Annotated in this window: 15 protein-coding genes; 10 read left to right on the forward strand and 5 right to left on the reverse strand. The window is 56.5% G+C overall.

The window, feature by feature from the left end:
* The first annotated feature begins 1 nt into the window (after position 1).
* A complete protein-coding gene (locus tag MKY64_RS00780) occupies positions 2-1,222 on the forward strand; it encodes an ABC transporter permease (RefSeq protein ID WP_036727101.1) in 1,221 nt (406 codons plus the stop codon).
* Positions 1,223-1,433: 211 nt separating this feature from the next.
* Here the strand turns inward: MKY64_RS00780 and MKY64_RS00785 are convergent, their stop codons facing one another.
* Complete coding sequence (locus MKY64_RS00785; protein ID WP_209875980.1) at positions 1,434-1,547, reverse strand: YjcZ family sporulation protein; 114 nt, start codon at positions 1,545-1,547, stop codon at positions 1,434-1,436.
* 153 nt (positions 1,548-1,700) lie between these two features.
* Positions 1,701-3,002, reverse strand: coding sequence for an aminotransferase class I/II-fold pyridoxal phosphate-dependent enzyme (locus MKY64_RS00790; RefSeq protein ID WP_340950461.1), 1,302 nt, complete (start codon positions 3,000-3,002; stop codon positions 1,701-1,703).
* A gap of 224 nt (positions 3,003-3,226) precedes the next feature.
* Here MKY64_RS00790 and MKY64_RS00795 point away from each other — a divergent pair, with 224 nt between their 5' ends.
* From MKY64_RS00795 to MKY64_RS00805, 3 genes are all read left to right on the forward strand, one after another.
* A complete protein-coding gene (locus MKY64_RS00795; protein ID WP_036727103.1) occupies positions 3,227-4,012 on the forward strand; it encodes a helix-turn-helix domain-containing protein in 786 nt (261 codons plus the stop codon).
* 426 nt (positions 4,013-4,438) lie between these two features.
* Positions 4,439-5,188, forward strand: coding sequence for a 2,3-diphosphoglycerate-dependent phosphoglycerate mutase (gene gpmA / locus MKY64_RS00800; protein ID WP_036727105.1), 750 nt, complete (start codon positions 4,439-4,441; stop codon positions 5,186-5,188).
* 170 nt (positions 5,189-5,358) lie between these two features.
* The gene (locus tag MKY64_RS00805) at positions 5,359-6,228 is read left to right on the forward strand and encodes an imm11 family protein (protein ID WP_340950462.1); all 870 of its coding nucleotides are present in this window, start codon (positions 5,359-5,361) and stop codon (positions 6,226-6,228) included.
* Between the two features lie 151 nt (positions 6,229-6,379).
* On the opposite strand, the gene asd is transcribed toward MKY64_RS00805, so the two are convergent.
* Both asd and MKY64_RS00815 read right to left on the reverse strand, forming a co-directional pair.
* Positions 6,380-7,171 carry an archaetidylserine decarboxylase gene (gene asd / locus MKY64_RS00810; protein ID WP_036727108.1) on the reverse strand — a complete coding sequence of 264 codons (792 nt, stop codon included), beginning with the start codon at positions 7,169-7,171 and terminating at the stop codon, positions 6,380-6,382.
* A gap of 90 nt (positions 7,172-7,261) precedes the next feature.
* Positions 7,262-8,359, reverse strand: coding sequence for a YheC/YheD family endospore coat-associated protein (locus tag MKY64_RS00815; protein ID WP_340950463.1), 1,098 nt, complete (start codon positions 8,357-8,359; stop codon positions 7,262-7,264).
* Positions 8,360-8,579: 220 nt separating this feature from the next.
* Here MKY64_RS00815 and MKY64_RS00820 point away from each other — a divergent pair, with 220 nt between their 5' ends.
* From MKY64_RS00820 to MKY64_RS00840, 5 genes are all read left to right on the forward strand, one after another.
* Positions 8,580-13,694 (forward strand): WIAG-tail domain, encoded by a 5,115-nt coding sequence (locus MKY64_RS00820; protein ID WP_340950465.1) that lies wholly within the window; start codon positions 8,580-8,582, stop codon positions 13,692-13,694.
* Between the two features lie 351 nt (positions 13,695-14,045).
* On the forward strand, positions 14,046-14,891 hold the full coding sequence (locus tag MKY64_RS00825) for a glycosyltransferase family 2 protein (RefSeq protein WP_340950466.1): 846 nt from the start codon (positions 14,046-14,048) through the stop codon (positions 14,889-14,891).
* A complete protein-coding gene (locus MKY64_RS00830) occupies positions 14,888-15,880 on the forward strand; it encodes a glycosyltransferase family 2 protein (RefSeq protein WP_340950468.1) in 993 nt (330 codons plus the stop codon). The genes MKY64_RS00825 and MKY64_RS00830 overlap by 4 nt, the downstream gene beginning before the upstream one ends.
* Positions 15,877-16,614: a glycosyltransferase family 2 protein gene (locus MKY64_RS00835; RefSeq protein WP_036727116.1), complete on the forward strand. Its 738-nt coding sequence runs from the start codon at positions 15,877-15,879 to the stop codon at positions 16,612-16,614. The genes MKY64_RS00830 and MKY64_RS00835 overlap by 4 nt, the downstream gene beginning before the upstream one ends.
* 47 nt (positions 16,615-16,661) lie before the next feature.
* On the forward strand, positions 16,662-17,393 hold the full coding sequence (locus MKY64_RS00840) for a sugar phosphate nucleotidyltransferase (protein ID WP_036727118.1): 732 nt from the start codon (positions 16,662-16,664) through the stop codon (positions 17,391-17,393).
* Positions 17,394-17,503: 110 nt separating this feature from the next.
* Here the strand turns inward: MKY64_RS00840 and MKY64_RS00845 are convergent, their stop codons facing one another.
* A complete protein-coding gene (locus MKY64_RS00845) occupies positions 17,504-18,034 on the reverse strand; it encodes a GNAT family N-acetyltransferase (protein ID WP_340950470.1) in 531 nt (176 codons plus the stop codon).
* Positions 18,035-18,306: 272 nt separating this feature from the next.
* On the opposite strand from MKY64_RS00845, the gene MKY64_RS00850 reads away from it, so the two are divergent.
* Positions 18,307-18,600: a nucleoside-diphosphate sugar epimerase gene (locus MKY64_RS00850; protein WP_081751236.1), complete on the forward strand. Its 294-nt coding sequence runs from the start codon at positions 18,307-18,309 to the stop codon at positions 18,598-18,600.
* The last annotated feature ends 25 nt before the right edge of the window (positions 18,601-18,625 follow it).

Here is an 18,625-nt window from a genome sequence, read left to right on the forward strand (position 1 = left end):
TATGGATTTGAAGGAGCTGCGCCGGCAGCGGCGCAGCCGGTTCACAGGAAGCCTTGTCCCTTATATGGGATATATCATACAGAGCGGTGTCGCCATGGTGTTCCTGCTGGTGCTGATTATTTTCTCCGCCTGGTACACAGCGCTGTTGCGCGATATTCCGCCTGGCATACCGATCCGCTGGATTATGTTCGTCCTGCTGGTGCCCGCGGCGGTACACAGCAGCTTCCGGACATATCTGCAGACCCCGGATACGATCTTCCTGCTGCCGCAGGGCCACCGGATGAGAGAGTATTTCGCCCCGTCCTGGGTCAGCGGCAATGTGTGGAAGATTCTGCGACTGGCCTTTATCCTCATTACATTATGGCCGCTGTACATACGCACCGAGGAGTCTCCCCGGGGGCTACTGGGTACCCTGCTGGTGCTGATTCTGGTCAAGCTGTTATCCAGCTACGGGTTATGGCGGGAGACGGCGATGCTCTCCCGCCCCGCTGCGGCAGGCTATAACCTGCTGCGCTGGGCGGTCGGCGGTCTAATGGTCGGGGCATGGCTATGGCAGCCGTCCATGCGCGCCCTGATCTTCATCCTGATTCTGGCCGCAGCCTATGCGGCCGCGCTGGCCGTTCCCGGACGGCATGCTGTTCCGTGGGAACGCCTGATCACCATGGAGAAGAACCAGGGGACCCGGGCGCTGATGGTCCTCGGCTGGTTCGTCGATGTTCCGGGACGCGAGCAGCGGGTCTATGCCCGCCGTTATCTGTCGCGTTGGGGCAGCGGGCTGAGTTGGCAGCGGGATTCAGCCTACCGGTTCCTCTTGACCAAAAGCTTCGCCCGGGGTGACGTCTTCGGCATCGTCCTGCGGATGGCTGTGCTGGATCTGTTCCTGGTGTGGATGATGAAGGACGGCTATCTCGGCATTGGCATCTATGTATTCTTCCTCTTCCTGATGGGCATTCAGCTGACGGCGCTGCGCAAGCTGCACAGCGAATCGTTCTGGCTGACCGTCTACCCGCTGCCGGAGGGCAGCAAGGGCAAGGGAACGATCCAGTTTGTATTCCGGGCCCATCTGGTCCTGGCGCTGCTGACCGGATTGCCGCTCCTGCTTCAGGCAGGGCAGCGCCCGCTGGAAGTGCTGGCGACCTTCGCCTGCGGATTCCTGCTGGCGTATCTGTTCAAGGCGTACTCCACTCGCAAGGAAGCGCGTATGGATGAAGACGACCTGTAGAACAGATTGCAGCAGCCGACAAGGCGTACCCGCAAGCGGGTGTGCTTAACACAAATGGCCTCAGACTCTCGCAGATGCGGAGTCTGAGGCCATTTTCAGAAGGAAAGAATGTATAAAAGGGAATCCCCTCTTCATATCAGGTGGAGCAGGGAATGCTATAACACGTGGATCGGAGAGAGCACGCAGCTCCCTCCAGGGGACTCACTCCCTGTTAGACAAAGAGTGAACGGCTGATGATGACCAGCAGGATAAAGAGAACCAGAATCGCTCCAGTGCTTGTGAACCCGCCGCCGTATCCGTATCCGCCTCTAACTTCTTCGCTCATGTTCATTCCCCTTTCGCGTGTGAGTTGTTGTACTTGAGTACATCGTATTGTATGTGCGGAGGGCAGAACGTGTATAGGCCAATGCCGTAGCACCGGGCAAAAAAAATCAGCCCCGGCCTTCCGGGGCTGACGCAGGTATGCAAAGGCGGATGATCAGGCCTTCTCCAAATCACGGATGCCCGCATAGACCAGATCGAACAGATCTTCCAGCTGATCCTCCTCGATACAGGAAAAGGCAATGCGCAGGTCGCTCTCGCCAAGGGCGATGGTGCCCAGGCCGTAGGTGTGAATCAGATGAAGCCGCAGATCCTCCGCAGAGACGGTAAAGAGCTTCAGGCACATGAAGTACCCGGAGTTGAACGGATAATACGTCCATACATCATCGCCGTATTTTCCGCTGTCCAGCAGCGCCTTCACTTTGTTGGCCCGGCCTTTCATGATGAGGAATTTCTCTTCCTTCTGGGCTGAGAATTCCGGCGCCTTCAGCGCGTCCAGTACGAAGGTCTGCGACGGATGCGCGCCGCTGGAGATGGTGGCCCGGATAATGCCCAGGGTTTTTTGTTCCAGCGCAGCCAGCAGCTCCTTGTTCTCCGAAGCGTAGGTGATGAAGCCGACGCGGAAGCCCCAGACGAATTCTTCTTTGGTGGCTCCGTCAATCTTGACCGCCAGCACGCGCGGATGCAGATTCGCCAGCTTGCCGAACAGGGATTCCTTGAGTGAATCCTCGAAAAAAAGTCCGAAATAAGCGTCATCGCTGACCACTACCACATTAACGCCTTCTTCGGCAGCACGCAGGATAGCGGCAACAATGGCTTCGCCTTCTGCAAGGCCTGGCGTATATCCGGTTGGATTATTCGGGAAGTTAAGGAGGACGATGGCTTTGCCGCGGTCCTTCTGGGCCAGCAGGGCATCCAGCAGCCCTTCGCTGTTGAAGCTCATGTCCTCCGTGAAGAGCGGGTAATTCACGGTTTCGGTCTGGCGGCGGATGCCGAAGGTCAGCTCGTAGTTCTCCCAGTTTTTGTCCGGATAAATAACGGCATCCCCTGGCTCTGCGAACAGATCGGCAACGATGCTAAGCCCGTGGGTCAGCGCATTCGTTACGACAGGATTGCTGAAGGACTTGCCTTCAAGCGACGGATTCTCACGCAGCATCTTCTCCCGCCATACGGAGCGCAGCTCCGGCTTGCCTGCTGGAGGCGCGTAGCCATAGAGGTCTTTGGGACTGTAGGCGGAGAGTTTATCCTGGATCACACCAAGGTGCATCGGCAACCCGTTCTCCGTAGCGATTCCGATGGTGGCGTTATACTTTTTAGCATGAGCCGTTGCCTCTGCGGATTGGCTCAGAATCCCCTCTTTGGGAAAATAGATCGCTTTACCGAGACTCGAGAGCATATCGAATACATGTTCATTGCCTGCCTTGATGCTGTCATTCAATTGTCCAGCCAGTGGATTCATCAGTTTCATCCTTCCGGTATTCTTCTGGGATATATACGCTAACATTGCCTAACATTATAACACCGTGGATTGCCCCCGTCACTTAGGAATGCTGCGTTTTCATAAATAGTTTTGGAAACGAAGCGGCGTCCCGTCCCCATGCGCAGCCCAGAAGATGTACAAATGGGAACCGGACAAGGTATTATGAAAAGTAAGCTTACGCTATATCTATAGGAGGGAATCATATGCTGCATGCATCGCCATCCTCTTTTGTAATCCTCCCGGCTCTGGCGAAGATTGTCTGTGAACCGGGCTGGAAGTGGCAAAAAAGAGAGAAGCCGCTGCAAAATTACGATTTATTCTACGTCTGGAGCGGGGAGGGGACTGTTGTGCGCGGAGGAGTGCCCTATCAGGTAGGGAAGGGAAGCTGCTTCCTGTTCCGCCCGGGGGATTATACCAGCGCCACACATAATCCGCAAAAGCCGCTTGTGCTTACATATATTCATTTCGATGTTGCCGAAGAGGTGACCGAGGTGCCGGCGTTCTACCACGAGCTAAGTGAGACGGTGGAATTCGAGCATCTGCTGGCCCGTTATGTCCGGCTGTTCCTGGTGCAGACCTACGCTGCGGAGGAGGAGGGCCGTCTGATTCTGAAGCAGCTCATGATTCATCTGCTGCGGCAGGATCAGGCAAGGCCGGTCGAGCGCCATGTCAGCAACCAGCTGGCGGAGGTGATCCACGAGGTCGCCAACTATGTCAGCCAGCATCCCGGGGCGGCGCACCGGGTAGAGGATCTGGCCGCCCGTGCAGGGCTGTCCCCTCGCTATTTCTCGATCAAGTTCAAGGAGATCACCGGCTCCTCGGTCCAGTCCTATGTGATTCGCGCACGGATCGAACGGGCTCAGCATCTGCTGCTGTATGCGGGCATGAACGTCACAGAGGTGGCGGATGCGCTTGGCTACAGGGACATCTTCTTTTTCAGCCGCCAATTCAAGCAGCATACCGGGAAGAGCCCGTCGGAGATTCGCTGAAGCGGTGGAGTGTATCGTGCTGAGTGTGTTATAGGTGCTTCGGGTGCTAGATGTGCTATATGTGCTATGTGCGCCATCCGTGCTATGTGTGCTGTGTATGCTACGGGTGCTAGATGTGCCGTATGTGCTATGCGTGCCATGTGTGCCATCCGTGCTATGCGGACCGTGAGGGCCTTATTTTGTGAAAAAGTCACTTATTCCCCCTGCTGCGGACTCAGGAGCCGTTATCAGGCTGATTGGGGCCGAAATGGAGGCGTATGGGCTAACTTAAGAGCATCTGAGTCCGCTTGCCCTGCGTGATCTGGCAGAATCACTGAAATAGCGGCTCTCCAGTCCGCAAGGCAGGCATGAAGTTGAAGCGGACACTGCGCTGTGACAAAATAAAGGAAAGCGCAACAAAATATACACGGGAGAAGGAGAATACTTATGTACGAAATAGTCCTGATACGGCATGGAGAGAGTGAATACAACCGGCAGAATCTGTTTACGGGCTGGAGTGATCCTGATCTGACGGAGAAGGGTGTTGAAGAGGCGAAGAAGGCGGGCAAGCTGCTGAAGGATGCGGGATATACCTTTGACCTGGCATTCGCCTCTGTGCTGAAGCGTTCCATTAAGACGCTGAACTATATCCTGGATGAGATGGATCTGCTGTGGATTCCGGTGCAGAAATCCTGGAAGCTTAATGAGCGCCATTACGGTGCATTGCAGGGCCTCAGCAAAAGTGAAACCGCACTTCAATACGGTGAGGAGCAGCTCCATATCTGGCGGCGCAGCCTCTCGGTCCGCCCTCCGATGCTGGAGCCGGATGATCCGCGTTATGCCAGACATGATATCCGCTACAAGGAAGTGCGTCCGGGTGACATCCCGCGCGGCGAGAGCCTGGAGGATACCGTGCACCGGGTCGGAGATTTCTGGACCAACCGGATTGTGCCGCTGATCCGCAAGAAGGAGCGGGTCCTGATCTCGGCGCACGGCAACACGCTGCGGGCCTTGATCAAGTATATGGAGGATATCGACGAGACCGCGCTGCTGGATCTCAATATCCCTACCGGCGTTCCGCTGGTCTACAAGCTCGACGACGATGTGAAGCCGATCAGCCGCTTCTACCTCGGCGAACCGGAAGAGGTGCAGCAGAAAGCCCGCGAGGTGGCGAATCAGAGTAAGGTTACGGAGTAACCGGAGCGGCGCTGCGCCCAGCTTAGCATAGAGGATGATAAAGGGAGTATTCCAGCCATTTAATGGCGTTGGGATACTCCTTTTTTTGGTATCATGGAATTGGGATCAACTATGCCTACAAGTAAGCTTCATAACTACCCTTCACTACAACAAGGGGAAATTGCGTACTAATGAGTACAAACTATGCAATGCAACGATATGGGGGGAGAAAAACGAAAGTATATAGCTTAAGATCCAATGAAGATTCCAGCGATTTAATGCTGGACAAGTCTGTGAGTGCAGAGCATCCTATAGAGTTGAAATTTAAAGGGCAATCTAAAATGCCGATGTGGACGCCACCGCTCTTGTACACTAACAATAAAAGGAAATACAATGATTTTCCAAGATACTTATCTGGACAACCAATTGTATCGGAGAAGGTAAAGGATATTTTATTTCCAATTATTGCGGAAGAAGTTGAAATTCTTCCGTTAGCTCATCCTGAATTAAATTTGTTTATGCTTAACATCACCAATGTCATTGATTGTGTTGACTATAACCGCTCAGAAATTAAGCTTACTGGGAAAGGAAACTTTGCGCGATTTATTAAATTTGTTTTTGATTTTTCAAAAATACCTGAAAAAACCTATATGTTTAAAATCAAGGAAACAGCTGTCGTCCAAGTTTTCGTAACTGAAGCATTTAAAGACCTTGTAGAACTTCACGGCCTTAAGGGCTTGGATTTCTCAGAGGTTTACGATTCAGCTTTTACTTCAGAAAAAGAAGAAGAACAGAAACGGAATTATCAAGCAGCCCTTGATTCTATTGAGCACAGTAAAGGGACTGAGTTTTCTTATGATGAAGCTCGCATTCTTATGGAGCAGGGAAAAGCGGTTGCCAGCGGCAAATGGAAAATGCAATATGATGAAAAGGGAGAATTATGGCTGGGAGAACTTATGCTGGATTTGAAATACGAATGGGGTAGACCAGTATATATTCCACCAATTCTCCTTGGCTACGCATGGCATGAAGTTGACTTTACCCAAATGAAGCATACATAGGCATAAATGAGTGTCATCTCAAATCATTGGATGAAATCTATCATAATGTAAGCTATAAACCTAAAAAGGAATGCTAAATAACCATGAAATATCTGCATATTAAAAGGACTTTAGGCAGAAACAGCCTGAAGTCCTTTTTGAATAGATTGTGTTACACCGGCCGCCGCATCTCTCCCAGCAGCTCGCCCATCTTCACCTTCGTATCCGGGGCAAGCCCGGGGCGCGGGGTGAAGGTGCCGCTCTCCATCAGCAGGACTACCGTGGAACCGAATTCGAAATATGCCAGGTCGTCGCCGCGCTGCCATTCTCTGGCTGCCTCATCGGTGTAGCGGATACTGCTCACATTCATTGCGCCTACCTTGACCACGGCGGTCTCGCCATAGCTGCCGGCTATATAAGTAATCAGCCGTTCGTTACGGCTCAGGACACTCTTCATATGGCGCATGCCGAAATCATTCACGGGGTAAGCCCGTCCGCGGATATAATCGCTCTCCCTCAGCTGTCCGGTTAACGGGGAGTGAATCCGGTGATAATCGGTAGGGCTTAAGTAGAGGACGAAATAATAGCCTTTCTTGTACAGTTCGAGGTGTGGCGAGTGATTAAGCAAATCCTCCAGCGTATAATCCTGCCCCTTCACATTCATTATCGTGCCGCAGTTGATTTCGCCCATTGCCGTAATCATCGCGTCTACAGGACTGGCTACGGCATGCTCACCGCTGGCCACCGGGCGCATCCCCGGCTTCAGGCGGCGGCTGAAGAATTCATTCAGTGTACGGTATTCTCCGGCAGCCTTCTCCGCCTCGGCGGCAGGAATCTGATAGGAACGAATAAATACCGGAATCATAAGGCGGCTGAGTCTGCTGTGGGATAAAGCCCCCATCAACCTGGAAAGCCATCTGTGCGAGGATAGCTCGGTCATCAGCCGCAGCAATTGTTTAACCATGCCCATCTCCCTTCCATCATGCAGCAGTGTTATCCTGTGCCAAGGGACTCCACCCGCTCTGCATTATATTGACATAGAATAGGAGACAAATCAATAAGAGTTCATTCTTAATGCTTCTTCGTACAGATATCTGGCATAGCCCATAGGCTGGCGGTAGCTGTCTTTCCATACCCCGCGCAGTCCGGCCTTCTGGAAGCCGTAACGCTGGTCGCGCCCGTTGCATTCAATGAAATACAGATGTCCGTGCTTCGTGACACCGATGTCCAGACCGATATCGGCCAGCCCCGGCAGACTCTTCTCCAGCTCACGGGCGAGGGCGAGACTGAGTGAGAGGACGGACATACGGATTCTGGCTGCCTCTTCTCCAGGGAATGCCTGCTCCAGCGCAAAAGAGGATTTCAGGGCTTCGCCTCCTCTGGCAATGTTCGATACAAAGCCGCCTGGAGCGGCGAGCTTGGCGAACAGGCCGGTGACCTGCCACGCTCCGCCCCAGCCCCGCTGTACCGTAACACGCAGGTCAAAGGGGCGTCCGTTAATCTCGGCCAGCGGAATCCGTTCCTGGGCCAGATAGGGCACAGAAGAGAGCCGGGCGCGGAGGACCCGGGGAAGGGCGTCCGGGTTAACGGATCTGCTAACCTTGCGTCTTGAGCCAGAGAGAGAGTAGCTCCAGAGCCAGCGCCCTTCGCCGCTGCGGGAGAGCCGCATCACGCCGTTACCCACGCTGCCCCGGCAAGGCTTGAGGATCAGATCCGGGTAGCGGTTCATCATCTCCCTCAGGCCGGAGAGTCCGCTTGCAGTGACCGGCAGATAAGCTTGCAGTTCGCGGCTGCGCTCCAGCAGGCCGTGAATCTGATCCTTGCCGTAGCGGTTGCAGCTGTTATAGACCTGAATTCCCTGCCGGAGCAGGCGCTCGACGCCAGTGCTGCGGGGATCATAGATTGCCCGGTTGTGGATGACCTCCGGCGTAGGGACGATTTGTCTGCGGTAGCCTTGCAGACCTTTCTTCATATAGACACTGCTGAAGCCGGACGCTACGTCGATGTCGGACAGCTTCACAAAGCAAGGGGTTAATCCGTATGCAGCGGCGGCCTCTTCATAGTTGGCCAGAGATTCCTGTCCGGTTTTTAACCGGGGAACGCCCCCGTGCATAGCGGCATTTAGCAGTATCCCAACGAGCTTTTGCCCCATGTTCGTTCCTCCTGTTATCTTGAAGTACTTCCCGGCTGTTTTTATGTCTCCTGTCATTGTATGTATGTACGTGCCCGTAAGGGTTGGACGGATGCGCGGCGGCAGATGCCCTTTTTTGAAAGGAGAAGATTGGATTACCGGCTAGGGGAAGGGTGTCATCCGCCCATGCTGCTGCATATGATGCCTAGAAGATACAATAGATGGAAGGAGGAGACTGCTTGTGAAGAGTCCCAAACGAAAACAGCAGCGCAGTTCCAAAAGACCGCTCTATTACGTGGATAATCCCGATACGACCGAACTTAGCATGTTGGACAGCAGTCCCAAAACACAAAAAAACCAGGAACTGGAATGGGTGGAAGTGGCAGAGGGGGAAGACCTTGCCCTGCAGGTGAGCGGGGTGGAGATGCTGGAAGTGACCGCGCCGCTCCAGCAGACTGTGCCTGCACCGGAGGGGAATCAGGGAACGGTGACGGAAGAGGAGCGCCAGCAGGAAGGCCCTGCTGCCCTGCTAGAAGCGGAGGTAACAGCTCCACCGGAAAAAGAACGCCTGCAGCCCGTATACACCGATGATCTGTCCGATGGCGCCGTCACCGGTGCCAAGATTGCTCCACGGACCATTGACGGGTCCAGGCTAAAGCATGGCATCATCGGCACACCCTGGCTGCAGGACTATGCAGTGCAGAGCATCAACCTTGCGGATCGGGCGGTTACCTCCTCGAAGATAGCGCCGGAGTCCGTTACCGGTGAGCATCTGGCGGAGAGCAGTGTCAGCGGGGGCAAGCTGCTGGATCACTCCATCGGCGGCGAGAAGCTGAAGGATGGCAGCGTCGGTCCGGAGAAGCTGGCAGACCGGATGATCAGCGGAGGACATATTGCCGATGGTGCCATCAGCAGCCGGCATCTCAGTGAGTTCATTATCACAGCGGAGCTGCTGGATGATGGGGCAGTGACTGGTGAGAAGATTCTCAGCAGCAGTATTGACAGCCGCCATCTCAGTAACGGCAGTATTGACCGCTCTAAGCTGGCTGACGAAGCGGTGTCCGCCGACAAAATCGCCGATGGCGAGATCAGCGGTGTCAAGCTGGGTGATGCAGTGATCGAGAGCCGTCATGTGGGGGAAGGCGTCATTACCGCGAGGCATCTGGCCCCGGGTGCCATTGGACGGGAACAGCTGGCGGCGCGCCTGATCGGCAAGGAGCAGCTTCAGCCCGGTATTATTGAGAGCGGGCATCTCGCAGATGGGGCAACCGGGTCCCGGCAGATCGCGGCGAAAGCTATCCGCAGCCAGCACATTAACCCGGAGAGCATCCATGCCGACCATATTGCCGAAGGTGAAGTTGGCAGCCGTCATCTGGCGGACCGCAGCATTTCTTTTGTGAAGCTGGCGGACGGCGCGGTAGGAACTGCACAGCTGATAGAGCAGGCGGTCACCTCTTCCAAAATTGCGGATCAGAGCATTCTCGCCCATAAGCTGGCTGACGAAGCCGTGATGACGCGCCATATTGCGAAATCTGCTGTGCGCAGTGCGCAGATTGCCGCGCAGGCTGTCACTTCGGCTCATCTGCAGCGCGAAGCCGTGGATAATTCTCATCTGGCTGCAGAATCTGTAGGCTCTGCCCAGCTGCAGGAGCATTCCGTCCTGACCGGCCATCTGGCCAAAGGGGCAGTTACGGAAGAACAACTGGGGTATGAATCCGTTACAGGAGAGCATATTAGCCCCCAGAGTATTACCGCAGCCAAGCTGGCGGACGGCAGCATCATTACCGCCAAGCTGGCCATGGGCGCGGTCGGGAGTACGATTCTGGCAAAAGAAGCGGTCAGCGGTGAGCATATTGCGGTCTGCGCCGTGGAGGAGAAGCACCTGGCGGATGGCAGCATCAGCGGGCGGGTGCTGCAGGAGGAGGCTGTAGACGCCAGTCATCTGGCATCCGGCGCCATCGAACGCCGGCATTTGGGAGACAGCAGTGTGACTTCATCCGCGCTGCAATCCGGTTCGGTAACGGCAGATAAGCTGTCCTCCGGTGCCGTCAAGGAGGCCCATCTCACTGCTGCGATTGTACAGCCGCATCATTTGGCCGACTATGCCGTCACTTCGCTGAAGCTATCGCCGGAGAGTGTCTCAACGGATAAACTCGGTGATCTGGCCGTCACTTCAATTAAGCTGGCGGACGGCAGTGTAAGCGCGGAGAAGCTGGCAGCCTCAGCAGTGCAGACTGAGCATCTGTCGGCAGGCGCGGTCGGCCCGGATTCGCTTAAGGATACGTCTGTGCAAGGCAGACATTTGGCGGCTGGCAGCGTGGGCGGAGCACATATCCGGCCGATGTCGATCGGCAACGGACATCTTATTCCAAGCTCTGTCTCATCGATCCAGATTCAGGATGGCAGCATCAGCGGCACCAAGCTGGCCGAGGGGGCGGTAGCTTCCCGTCATCTCACTCCTGGCAGTGTAGGCGGAAGCGAGCTGGCTGAGGCCTCAGTGGAAGGGCGGCATCTCGCAGATGGAGGCATTAGCCTGGCGCATCTGGCAGATGAGGTCCGCAGTGCGGACCTACTGCCCGACGGAAGCATTGGTGCAGAGAAGCTGGCAGCGGGTGCTGTAGAGTCAGTTCACTTGGCTGAAGCGAGTGTTCAGGCCGTTCATTTGGCGCAGGCAGCGGTGGAAGCCCGGCATATCGGTGCCGGAGAGATTACGCTGGCCCATCTGGCCAAAGAGACGCGCAGCGCGGATCTTCTGCCGGATGGCAGCATCGCAGGCAGCAAGCTGGGGGCAGGAGTGGTAGGGGCCTTCCATTTGGCTGCAGGCAGTGTGTATGGCGGCCACCTGGCTGCGGATGCAGTAAGCAGCCGGCATATCCGCGCCGGCAGCATTCAGCTCAGTCATCTGGCTTCCGATACGCGGGGCGCAGACCTGCTGCCGGATGGCTGCATAGGCGGAAGCAAGCTGGCTGAAGGCGCAGTGGATTCGCAGCATCTCCAGCCGCAGAGTGTGGACGCAGAGCATCTTGCTGGCGGAGTAATTCAGGAGCGTCATCTCGGGGCGGGGATTATCCGGCTGACGCATTTGGCTGAGGAAACGAGGAGTGCGGAGCTGCTGCCGGATGGCAGTATAGGTGGAATCAAGCTGGCTGAAGGCGCAGTGGATTCGCAGCATCTCCAGCCGCAGAGCGTGGACGCAGAGCATCTTGCAGACAGAGTAATTCAGGAGCGTCATTTGGGCTCAGGAATTATCCGGCTGGCGCATCTCGCGGAGGAAACCAGAAGTGCGGAGCTGCTGCCGGATGGCAGTATAGGCGGAAGCAAGCTGGCCGAAGGCGCAGTGGATTCGCAGCATCTTCAGCCGCAGAGCGTGGACGCAGAGCATCTTGCCGGTAGAGCCATCCAGGAGCATCACTTGGGCTCAGGAATTATCCGGCTGGCGCATCTCGCGGAGGAAACCAGAAGTGCAGAGCTGCTGCCGGATGGCAGTATAGGTGGAAGCAAGCTGGTTGAAGGCGCAGTGGGTTCGCAGCATCTCCAGCCGCAGAGCGTGAACGCAGAACACCTTGCAGGCGGAGTAATCCGGGATCGCCATTTGGGGCCGGGAATTATCCGGCTGGCGCATCTCGCGGAGGAAACCAGAAGTGCGGAGCTGCTGCCGGATGGCAGTATTAGTGGAAGCAAGCTGGCCGCAGGTTCTGTGGGCTCTATCCATTTGGCTTCCGGCAGCATCTACGGAGGTCACCTGGCGCCTGAAGCCGTGGATAGCTGTCATATCCGTCCCGGCAGCATCGGCCTGGAGCATCTGGCCCAGGATGCCCGGACCTCTGAGCTTTTGCAGGATGACAGTATTACAGGGGGGAAGGTTGCTCCTCACAGCATTGGAACCAGGCATCTGGCGGAAGGGGCAGTGGGAAGCTCAGAGCTTCAGGATGAGGCGGTGGATGGTTCCAAAATCTCTTCCTTTGCCATTCAGTCCCGGCATCTGGAAGAAGACAGCGTGCAGAGCTACCACATTGTTCAGAATGCGATAAGCGGGGATCATCTGGCGCCTGATTCAGTGGATAGCAGCCATCTCCGCGCGGGCAGCATCCAGCGTGAGCATCTGGCCGAGAATACGCTGACCTCCGAGCTGCTGGGTGAGGGCAGCATAGACGGCAGTAAGCTTGCGCCAGGAGCGGTGGGCTCTAATCATCTGGCTCAGGGCAGTATCTGCGGAGGCCATCTGGCTCCCGGAATCGTTGACGGACGCCATATCCGTCCTGGTAGTATAGGCCTCGAGCATCTGGCCGGGGATGCGCTGACCTCCGAGCTGCTCCCGGACCATAGTGTTACCGGAGAGAAGCTTGCGCTTCACAGCGTCGGCACCGGGCATCTGGTTGAAGGTGCGGTAGGCAGCACTGAGCTGCAGGACGAGGCGGTGAAGGCTGCCAAAATCTCTTCCTTTGCCATCCAGTCCCGTCATCTGGAAGAAGACAGCATCCAGAGTCATCATATTGCTCAGGGTGTAGTGAACGGAGATCATCTGGCGCCTGATTCAGTGGATAGCAGCCATCTCCGCACGGGCAGCATCCGGCGTGAGCATCTGGCCGAGAACACGCTGACCTCCGAGCTGCTGGGTGAGGGCAGTATAGACGGCAGCAAGCTGGCGCCAGGAGCGGTGGGGCCTAATCATCTGGCTCCGGGCAGCATTTACGGAGGCCATCTGGCTCCCGGAATCGTTGACGGACGCCATATCCGTCCTGGTAGTATAGGCCTTGAGCATCTGGCCGGGGATGCGCTGACCTCCGAGCTGCTCCCGGACCATAGTGTGAACGGAGCGAAGCTTGCGATTCACAGCGTCGGCACCGGCCATCTGGCTGAAGGTGCGGTAGGAAGCTCTGAACTGCAGGATGAGGCGGTGAAGGCTTCCAAAATCGCTCCCTTTGCCGTCCAGTCCCGGCATCTGGAAGAAGACAGCATTCAGAGCCATCATATTGCTCAGGGTGCAGTGAACGGGGATCATCTGGCGCCCGGATCAGTCAATGCGGAGCATCTGTCCTTCCATCCGGTGCAGAGTGTCGGGAACCGCGATGTTTTGCAGCAGTTCGGCATGACGGCGTTCATGTTCAATGGTGAGGCGGAGAGTGTGGAGGTGACGGTTTCTTTTGACGAGAGCTTCGGCCATACCGGCTATGTGCTGGTTGCCATGGCTAACCAGCCGTACTTCCATGCCTCGCTTAAGAACAGAACGGGCGGAGGAGCGACGGTTGAGGTGGTACGGCTGCGCGAGACCCAGCATTTCTATGGCGTGCTGTCGTGGATTGCGCTCGGTACTCCGCTGGTCAAACCTGCTGTGGAGCATCGTGCTTTTGATTGATTCAGGGCAGAATAGATTGTACATGAGGCGCAGCCGTGGGTTGCGCCTTTTGTGCATGATTACGCCAGCATTTATAGGCTTCACGCTATTCATTTCTGCTAATTGTAAGCAGGGAGGCCGGGAGAAGTGTTGTGGCTGCTTTAATATACTCCTGTTGCTGATGATCGGAAGTGTTCCTCCTCCTGTAAGCGCTCTCCTGTGGCGGCCTATTGCCGGGTGGAGGTGCATAGCGGCATTTGTCCAATTATCTGCGCTCAGGGAGACACTTGCCGTTACCGGGGGTGGCGGGATACATAGACTATGGTGTAACCCTCAGCCCGGGAGCAGCCCTGTGAAGGAAGGTGGATGAGCATGAAAAGAAAAGGAGCATCTGCCCGCCGCACGGGGCGGCGGGCAACCCGGACAGCACGGCGGCCGGTGGCAAGGCCGGTACGGCCTGCTGTACTGCCGCCTGCGGTGAATCATCCGCAGCCTGAGGTGTCGGTTATTATTCCGGCCATGAATGAGGCGGCGACGATTGCCGCAGTGATTGCCGGAGCCAGAGGCGTTCATCCCCGCTGTGAGGTTATTGTGATTGTTAACGGTTCTGCGGATCAGACCGCAGATATTGCGCGCTCCTGCGGAGCTAACGTAATTGTGTATGAACAGCCGCTCGGACACGATGTCGGGCGAAGCGTAGGTGCGGAGGCGGCGAAGGGAGCGGTTCTGCTGTTCACAGACGGGGATCTGGTGATCCCCGCCTCGCAGCTGCGTCCCTTCGTGAACGCGGTCAGCGGCGGAGCGGATCTGGCCTTGAATGATTATTCCGGCCCGGTCCGCAGCAGATTTCCGCATCCGGTGGTGTTATCCAAGCATGTGCTGAATCTTCTGCTCGGAAGGTCTGAGCTGAAGGGCTGCTCCTTGACCGCCGTTCCTCATGCGATTAGCCGCAGGGCGCTGGATGTCCTGGGCAGCGGTCTGCTGTCGAGGCCGCCGCTCGCACATGCGCAGGCGGTACTGGAGGGCCTGGTTGTGACGGCGGTGCATAACGTGCCTGTGGGCAGGATGAATGCGGTCCGCCGGAAGCACAGCGGCAGTGATCTTCTGCAGGAGGCTATCCTCAGAGACCACCTGGATGCTGTAGCAATGGTGCTGGAACGCAAGGGCGGCCGGGCAGGCTTCGGGGACGGCATCCGGCGAAGGGAGATGGTGAGATGATGGGAGCGCGGGAAGTATCCGTCAGCGGCCGGTCTTCAGCGGGGCGTACTGCGCCTGGAAGCAGCGGCTCTACAGGCCGCGCCGCCAGACGCAGCACAGTAGTGCGTGGAGGCGCGGCTAAGCGGCGGTCCGCGAAGCGCCGCAACAAGCCTGCGGCGGCGGGCTCTGGCCTCGCCCGGTCCAAGCGGAAGCCCGCTTCCGGGCGGCGGGGCCTGTCCCTGCCGGCATCGCAGGGTTCGCTGTCGGTCATTATCTCGGCCAGGAATGAGGAGCAGACGTTGCCGAAGCTGTTGGAGCAGGTGGAACGCCTGAAGCCGCAAGAAATTATTGTTGTGCTCAATGGATGTAATGACCGCAGCTTTCAGCGGACCCGGCTATGTACTCAGGCAAGTATAGTGTACATTCCGGAATCTGCCGGACATGATGTGGGACGTTCTCTTGGTGCCAAGCTTAGCCGGGGAGATATCCTGTTGTTTCTGGACGGCGATATGGTGATCTCCGCCGGGCAGCTGTCCTCTTTTGTGGCTGCGGTGGACCGGGGGGTGGATGTGGCGCTCAATGACCTTGATCCGCTGCTGCCGCCCTTCGGGCTAAGTGATGCGGTTACCCGCTGCAAGCTCTACCTGAATCAGGTTCTGGGCCGCCCTGATCTTGGAGCAAGCTCCATGACGGCGGTTCCGCATGCCTTATCCCGCCGGGCGCTGGAGAGAATCGGCTACCGCGAGCTGATGGTGCCGCCTCGGGCGCTGGCGCTCTCTATTCTGGGCCGCCTGCGGGTGGAGAAGGCCGGAGGGGTGAATGTGATCAAGCAAAACCGGCTGCGACAGGGGAACACGGGAGCCGGGAATGCCATGGAGCAGCTGATTGCCGGTGATCACGCGGAAGCCCTGGTCTGTGTGATTGCCCACCAGCAGAGCAGCGGGCAGCTGTCGGCCGATAATTTGCTGGAGCACCGCCGGCAGATTGCCGCCTGGAGGAACGCGTTATGACAATGACGAGCATTATTATTCCTACGTATAACAGGCTTGGGCTGCTGCGTTCCTGCGTCGAATCGATCAGAGCGCATACCCGGTCAGCCTATGAGATTATTGTAGTGGACAATGCCTCGGATGATGGTACCGAAGCCTATTGCCGTGCCAGCAAGCTGACGTTCATTTCCCTCCCGGAGAACCGCGGTTTTCCGCTGGCCTGCAATATTGGGCTGCAGCTGGCTGCGGGGGAGGAGCTGCTGCTGCTGAACAATGACGTCATTGTGTCGCAAGGCTGGCTGGATAATCTGAAGAGCGCTTTGTACAGTGCCTCCGATATAGGAATTGTCGGACCGGTGACGAATTATGCAAGCGGACGGCAGCAGGTACAGACCGGCTATACCGATATTGCAGGGTTCCATGCCGAGGCACTCCGGGCCAATATTCCTGATGCAGCGAAGTGGGTGGAGACTCGAAGGCTTGTAGGTCTGTGCTTTTTATTCAAAAGACAGCTTATGGACGCGATCGGTCTGCTCGATGAACGATTCTCGCCGGGCCATTATGAGGATGACGATTACTGCTACCGTGCCCGGCTGCAGGGATACCGGCTGCTGATTGCCGGAGATTGCCTGGTTCATCATGAAGGCAGCGCCAGCTTCAAGGAGGTCTATTCCGCCTCATTACAGGAGCTGGTGGAGCGCAACCGCAGGTTTTTTATAGAGAAATGGCAAGTGGACCCGGCGCAGTTCATCTGAGGCCGCTGGCCGAAGGCAAAAGACGTAGAGAAAGAGGAGGAACGTAAGTGAAAGGAGTCATACTGGCAGGCGGAACAGGAACAAGGCTATACCCGCTCACCCGGCTGATGAACAAACATTTGCTTCCGGTCGGCAAATACCCTATGGTGTGCTACGGGATTGAGCGGTTGCGCCAGGGGGGGATCACCGATATTCTCCTGGTCATCAGCAAACAGTCCGCAGGACAGTACACTGACTTTTTGGGCAGCGGTGCGGAATTCGGCGTATCCCTGACTTACAAAATCCAGGAGGCGGCAGGCGGCATCGCGGAAGCGCTGGAGCTGGCGGAAGGATTCATCCTGCCGGGGGAACGGTTTGTCGTACTACTGGGGGATAATCTGTTCAAGGATAGTCTGGAGCCTTACGTGAAGAGCTATCTGCAGCAGCCGGCGGGGACAGCGAAGGTGCTCCTCAAGCCTGTGGAGGATGCGCGCAGATACGGGGTTCCGGTGTTTGACAGCGCTGATGCCTCCCTGATAGCTTACATTGAAGAGAAGCCGGAGCAGCCGAAAACAAAATTCTGTGTTACAGGCATATATATGTACGATGAAGCCGTATTCGATATCATCCGCCGGATTTCGCCTTCCAGAAGGGGCGAGCTGGAGATTACCGACGTGAACAACCTGTATGCCGTAGAGCGCAAGCTAAGCTATGATGTGCTGCAAGGCTGGTGGAGCGACGCGGGAACCTTCCAGTCTCTGCGCGAAGCCGGAGATAAGCTGAGAGATACGCTGCCCTGAGGGGCGGCTTTTTTTTAGGAGCACTAATACCCCTGAATCCCGCCGCCGGCATACCGCCACTAACTTATCATCCGCAGCTTATCGCCCCAGCTTGGCAGCCACCCAACTCATTACGATCTGCTGCTTGCTGGCCGAGCGATTCTCCACCAGAACAAATCCTCGGTCTCGCGGTACAGCTCCGCACCCAGGTGCTGCAGGACACGGTGGGAGGCGAGGTTGTCCTTCTCGGTATCTGCAATGACCCAGCGTGCGCCGGGATGGCTGAAGATCCAGGCGGTGATCTGCCGCAGCGCTTCTGTGGCATAGCCCTGGCCCCAGTATCTCTCGTCCAGGACATAACCAACGATGACCTCTCCTTGCTCGTTCGGGCGGCCTTTGAGAATCAGGAAGCCGATGAGCTGCCGCTGCTCCCGGTGGATGATGGCCCACATGGTCAGCCAGCAGTAATTCTCTTCATCCTGTAGTACCTTCGCATGCCTGACCCGCATCGCATAGCGCATCTCTTCATCGTCCATGAGGGTTGCGGTTGCCGTCACGTTCAGGCCCAGCGCCTGCTCCAGCCCGGCGTAATCCGCTAAGGCTAACGCCAGCTCGGGTGCGCTCAGAGGAGATAGGTCCAGGTGTTCACCTGTAAGTTTCATAGATTGCCTCCAGTTCTAATCCGGGTACATAGATGCGGACATACACCATTAGGATGTGTTTTCAGCCAAGCATAGTCTGCCGTCCTGTTCCTTGTCAATATGCTCCAGCTTGCAGCCTTCTCCGTACCTTGAAGCGGAAGTTGACACGGGGATTCGAACGTTGAAATTAATGGTCATCTTGCGGCATGTCCCAGCCCAACTTGCGGCGCTTCTCCGGCACCGTCAAGGCGGATGCCGCATATGCTGTAGCAGGGCGTTTGAGCAAAGGAGACATGAAGGTGCAGAGTAAAATTACAAAAGTCCTGCAGCACATGGCCCATACGCACGAACAAATGGCACGGATTCTCGACGCCGAACGCCACGTAGCCGTCCGTATGTCGCAAATAGTTCACGATCTGCCGGATGCGGACCCTGATTTCGGCGGATTCAGTGGGCTGGTGGAAAGCTCAGGCCAAGTCAACAAAAATATCATTGCTTATCTCAATGCACTTGCTGATCTTGAAGAGGCGATGGCTGAGGGAGTAGGCAGGGTCATCAAGGAATTAAACGGTCAGGAAGAAGAGTAAGGGTAACGTGTAACCTGAGCAAGGA

It is taken from the genome of Paenibacillus sp. FSL R7-0210 (assembly GCF_038009085.1).
GTDB classification, from domain to species: Bacteria; Bacillota; Bacilli; order Paenibacillales; family Paenibacillaceae; genus Paenibacillus_AQ; species Paenibacillus_AQ silagei.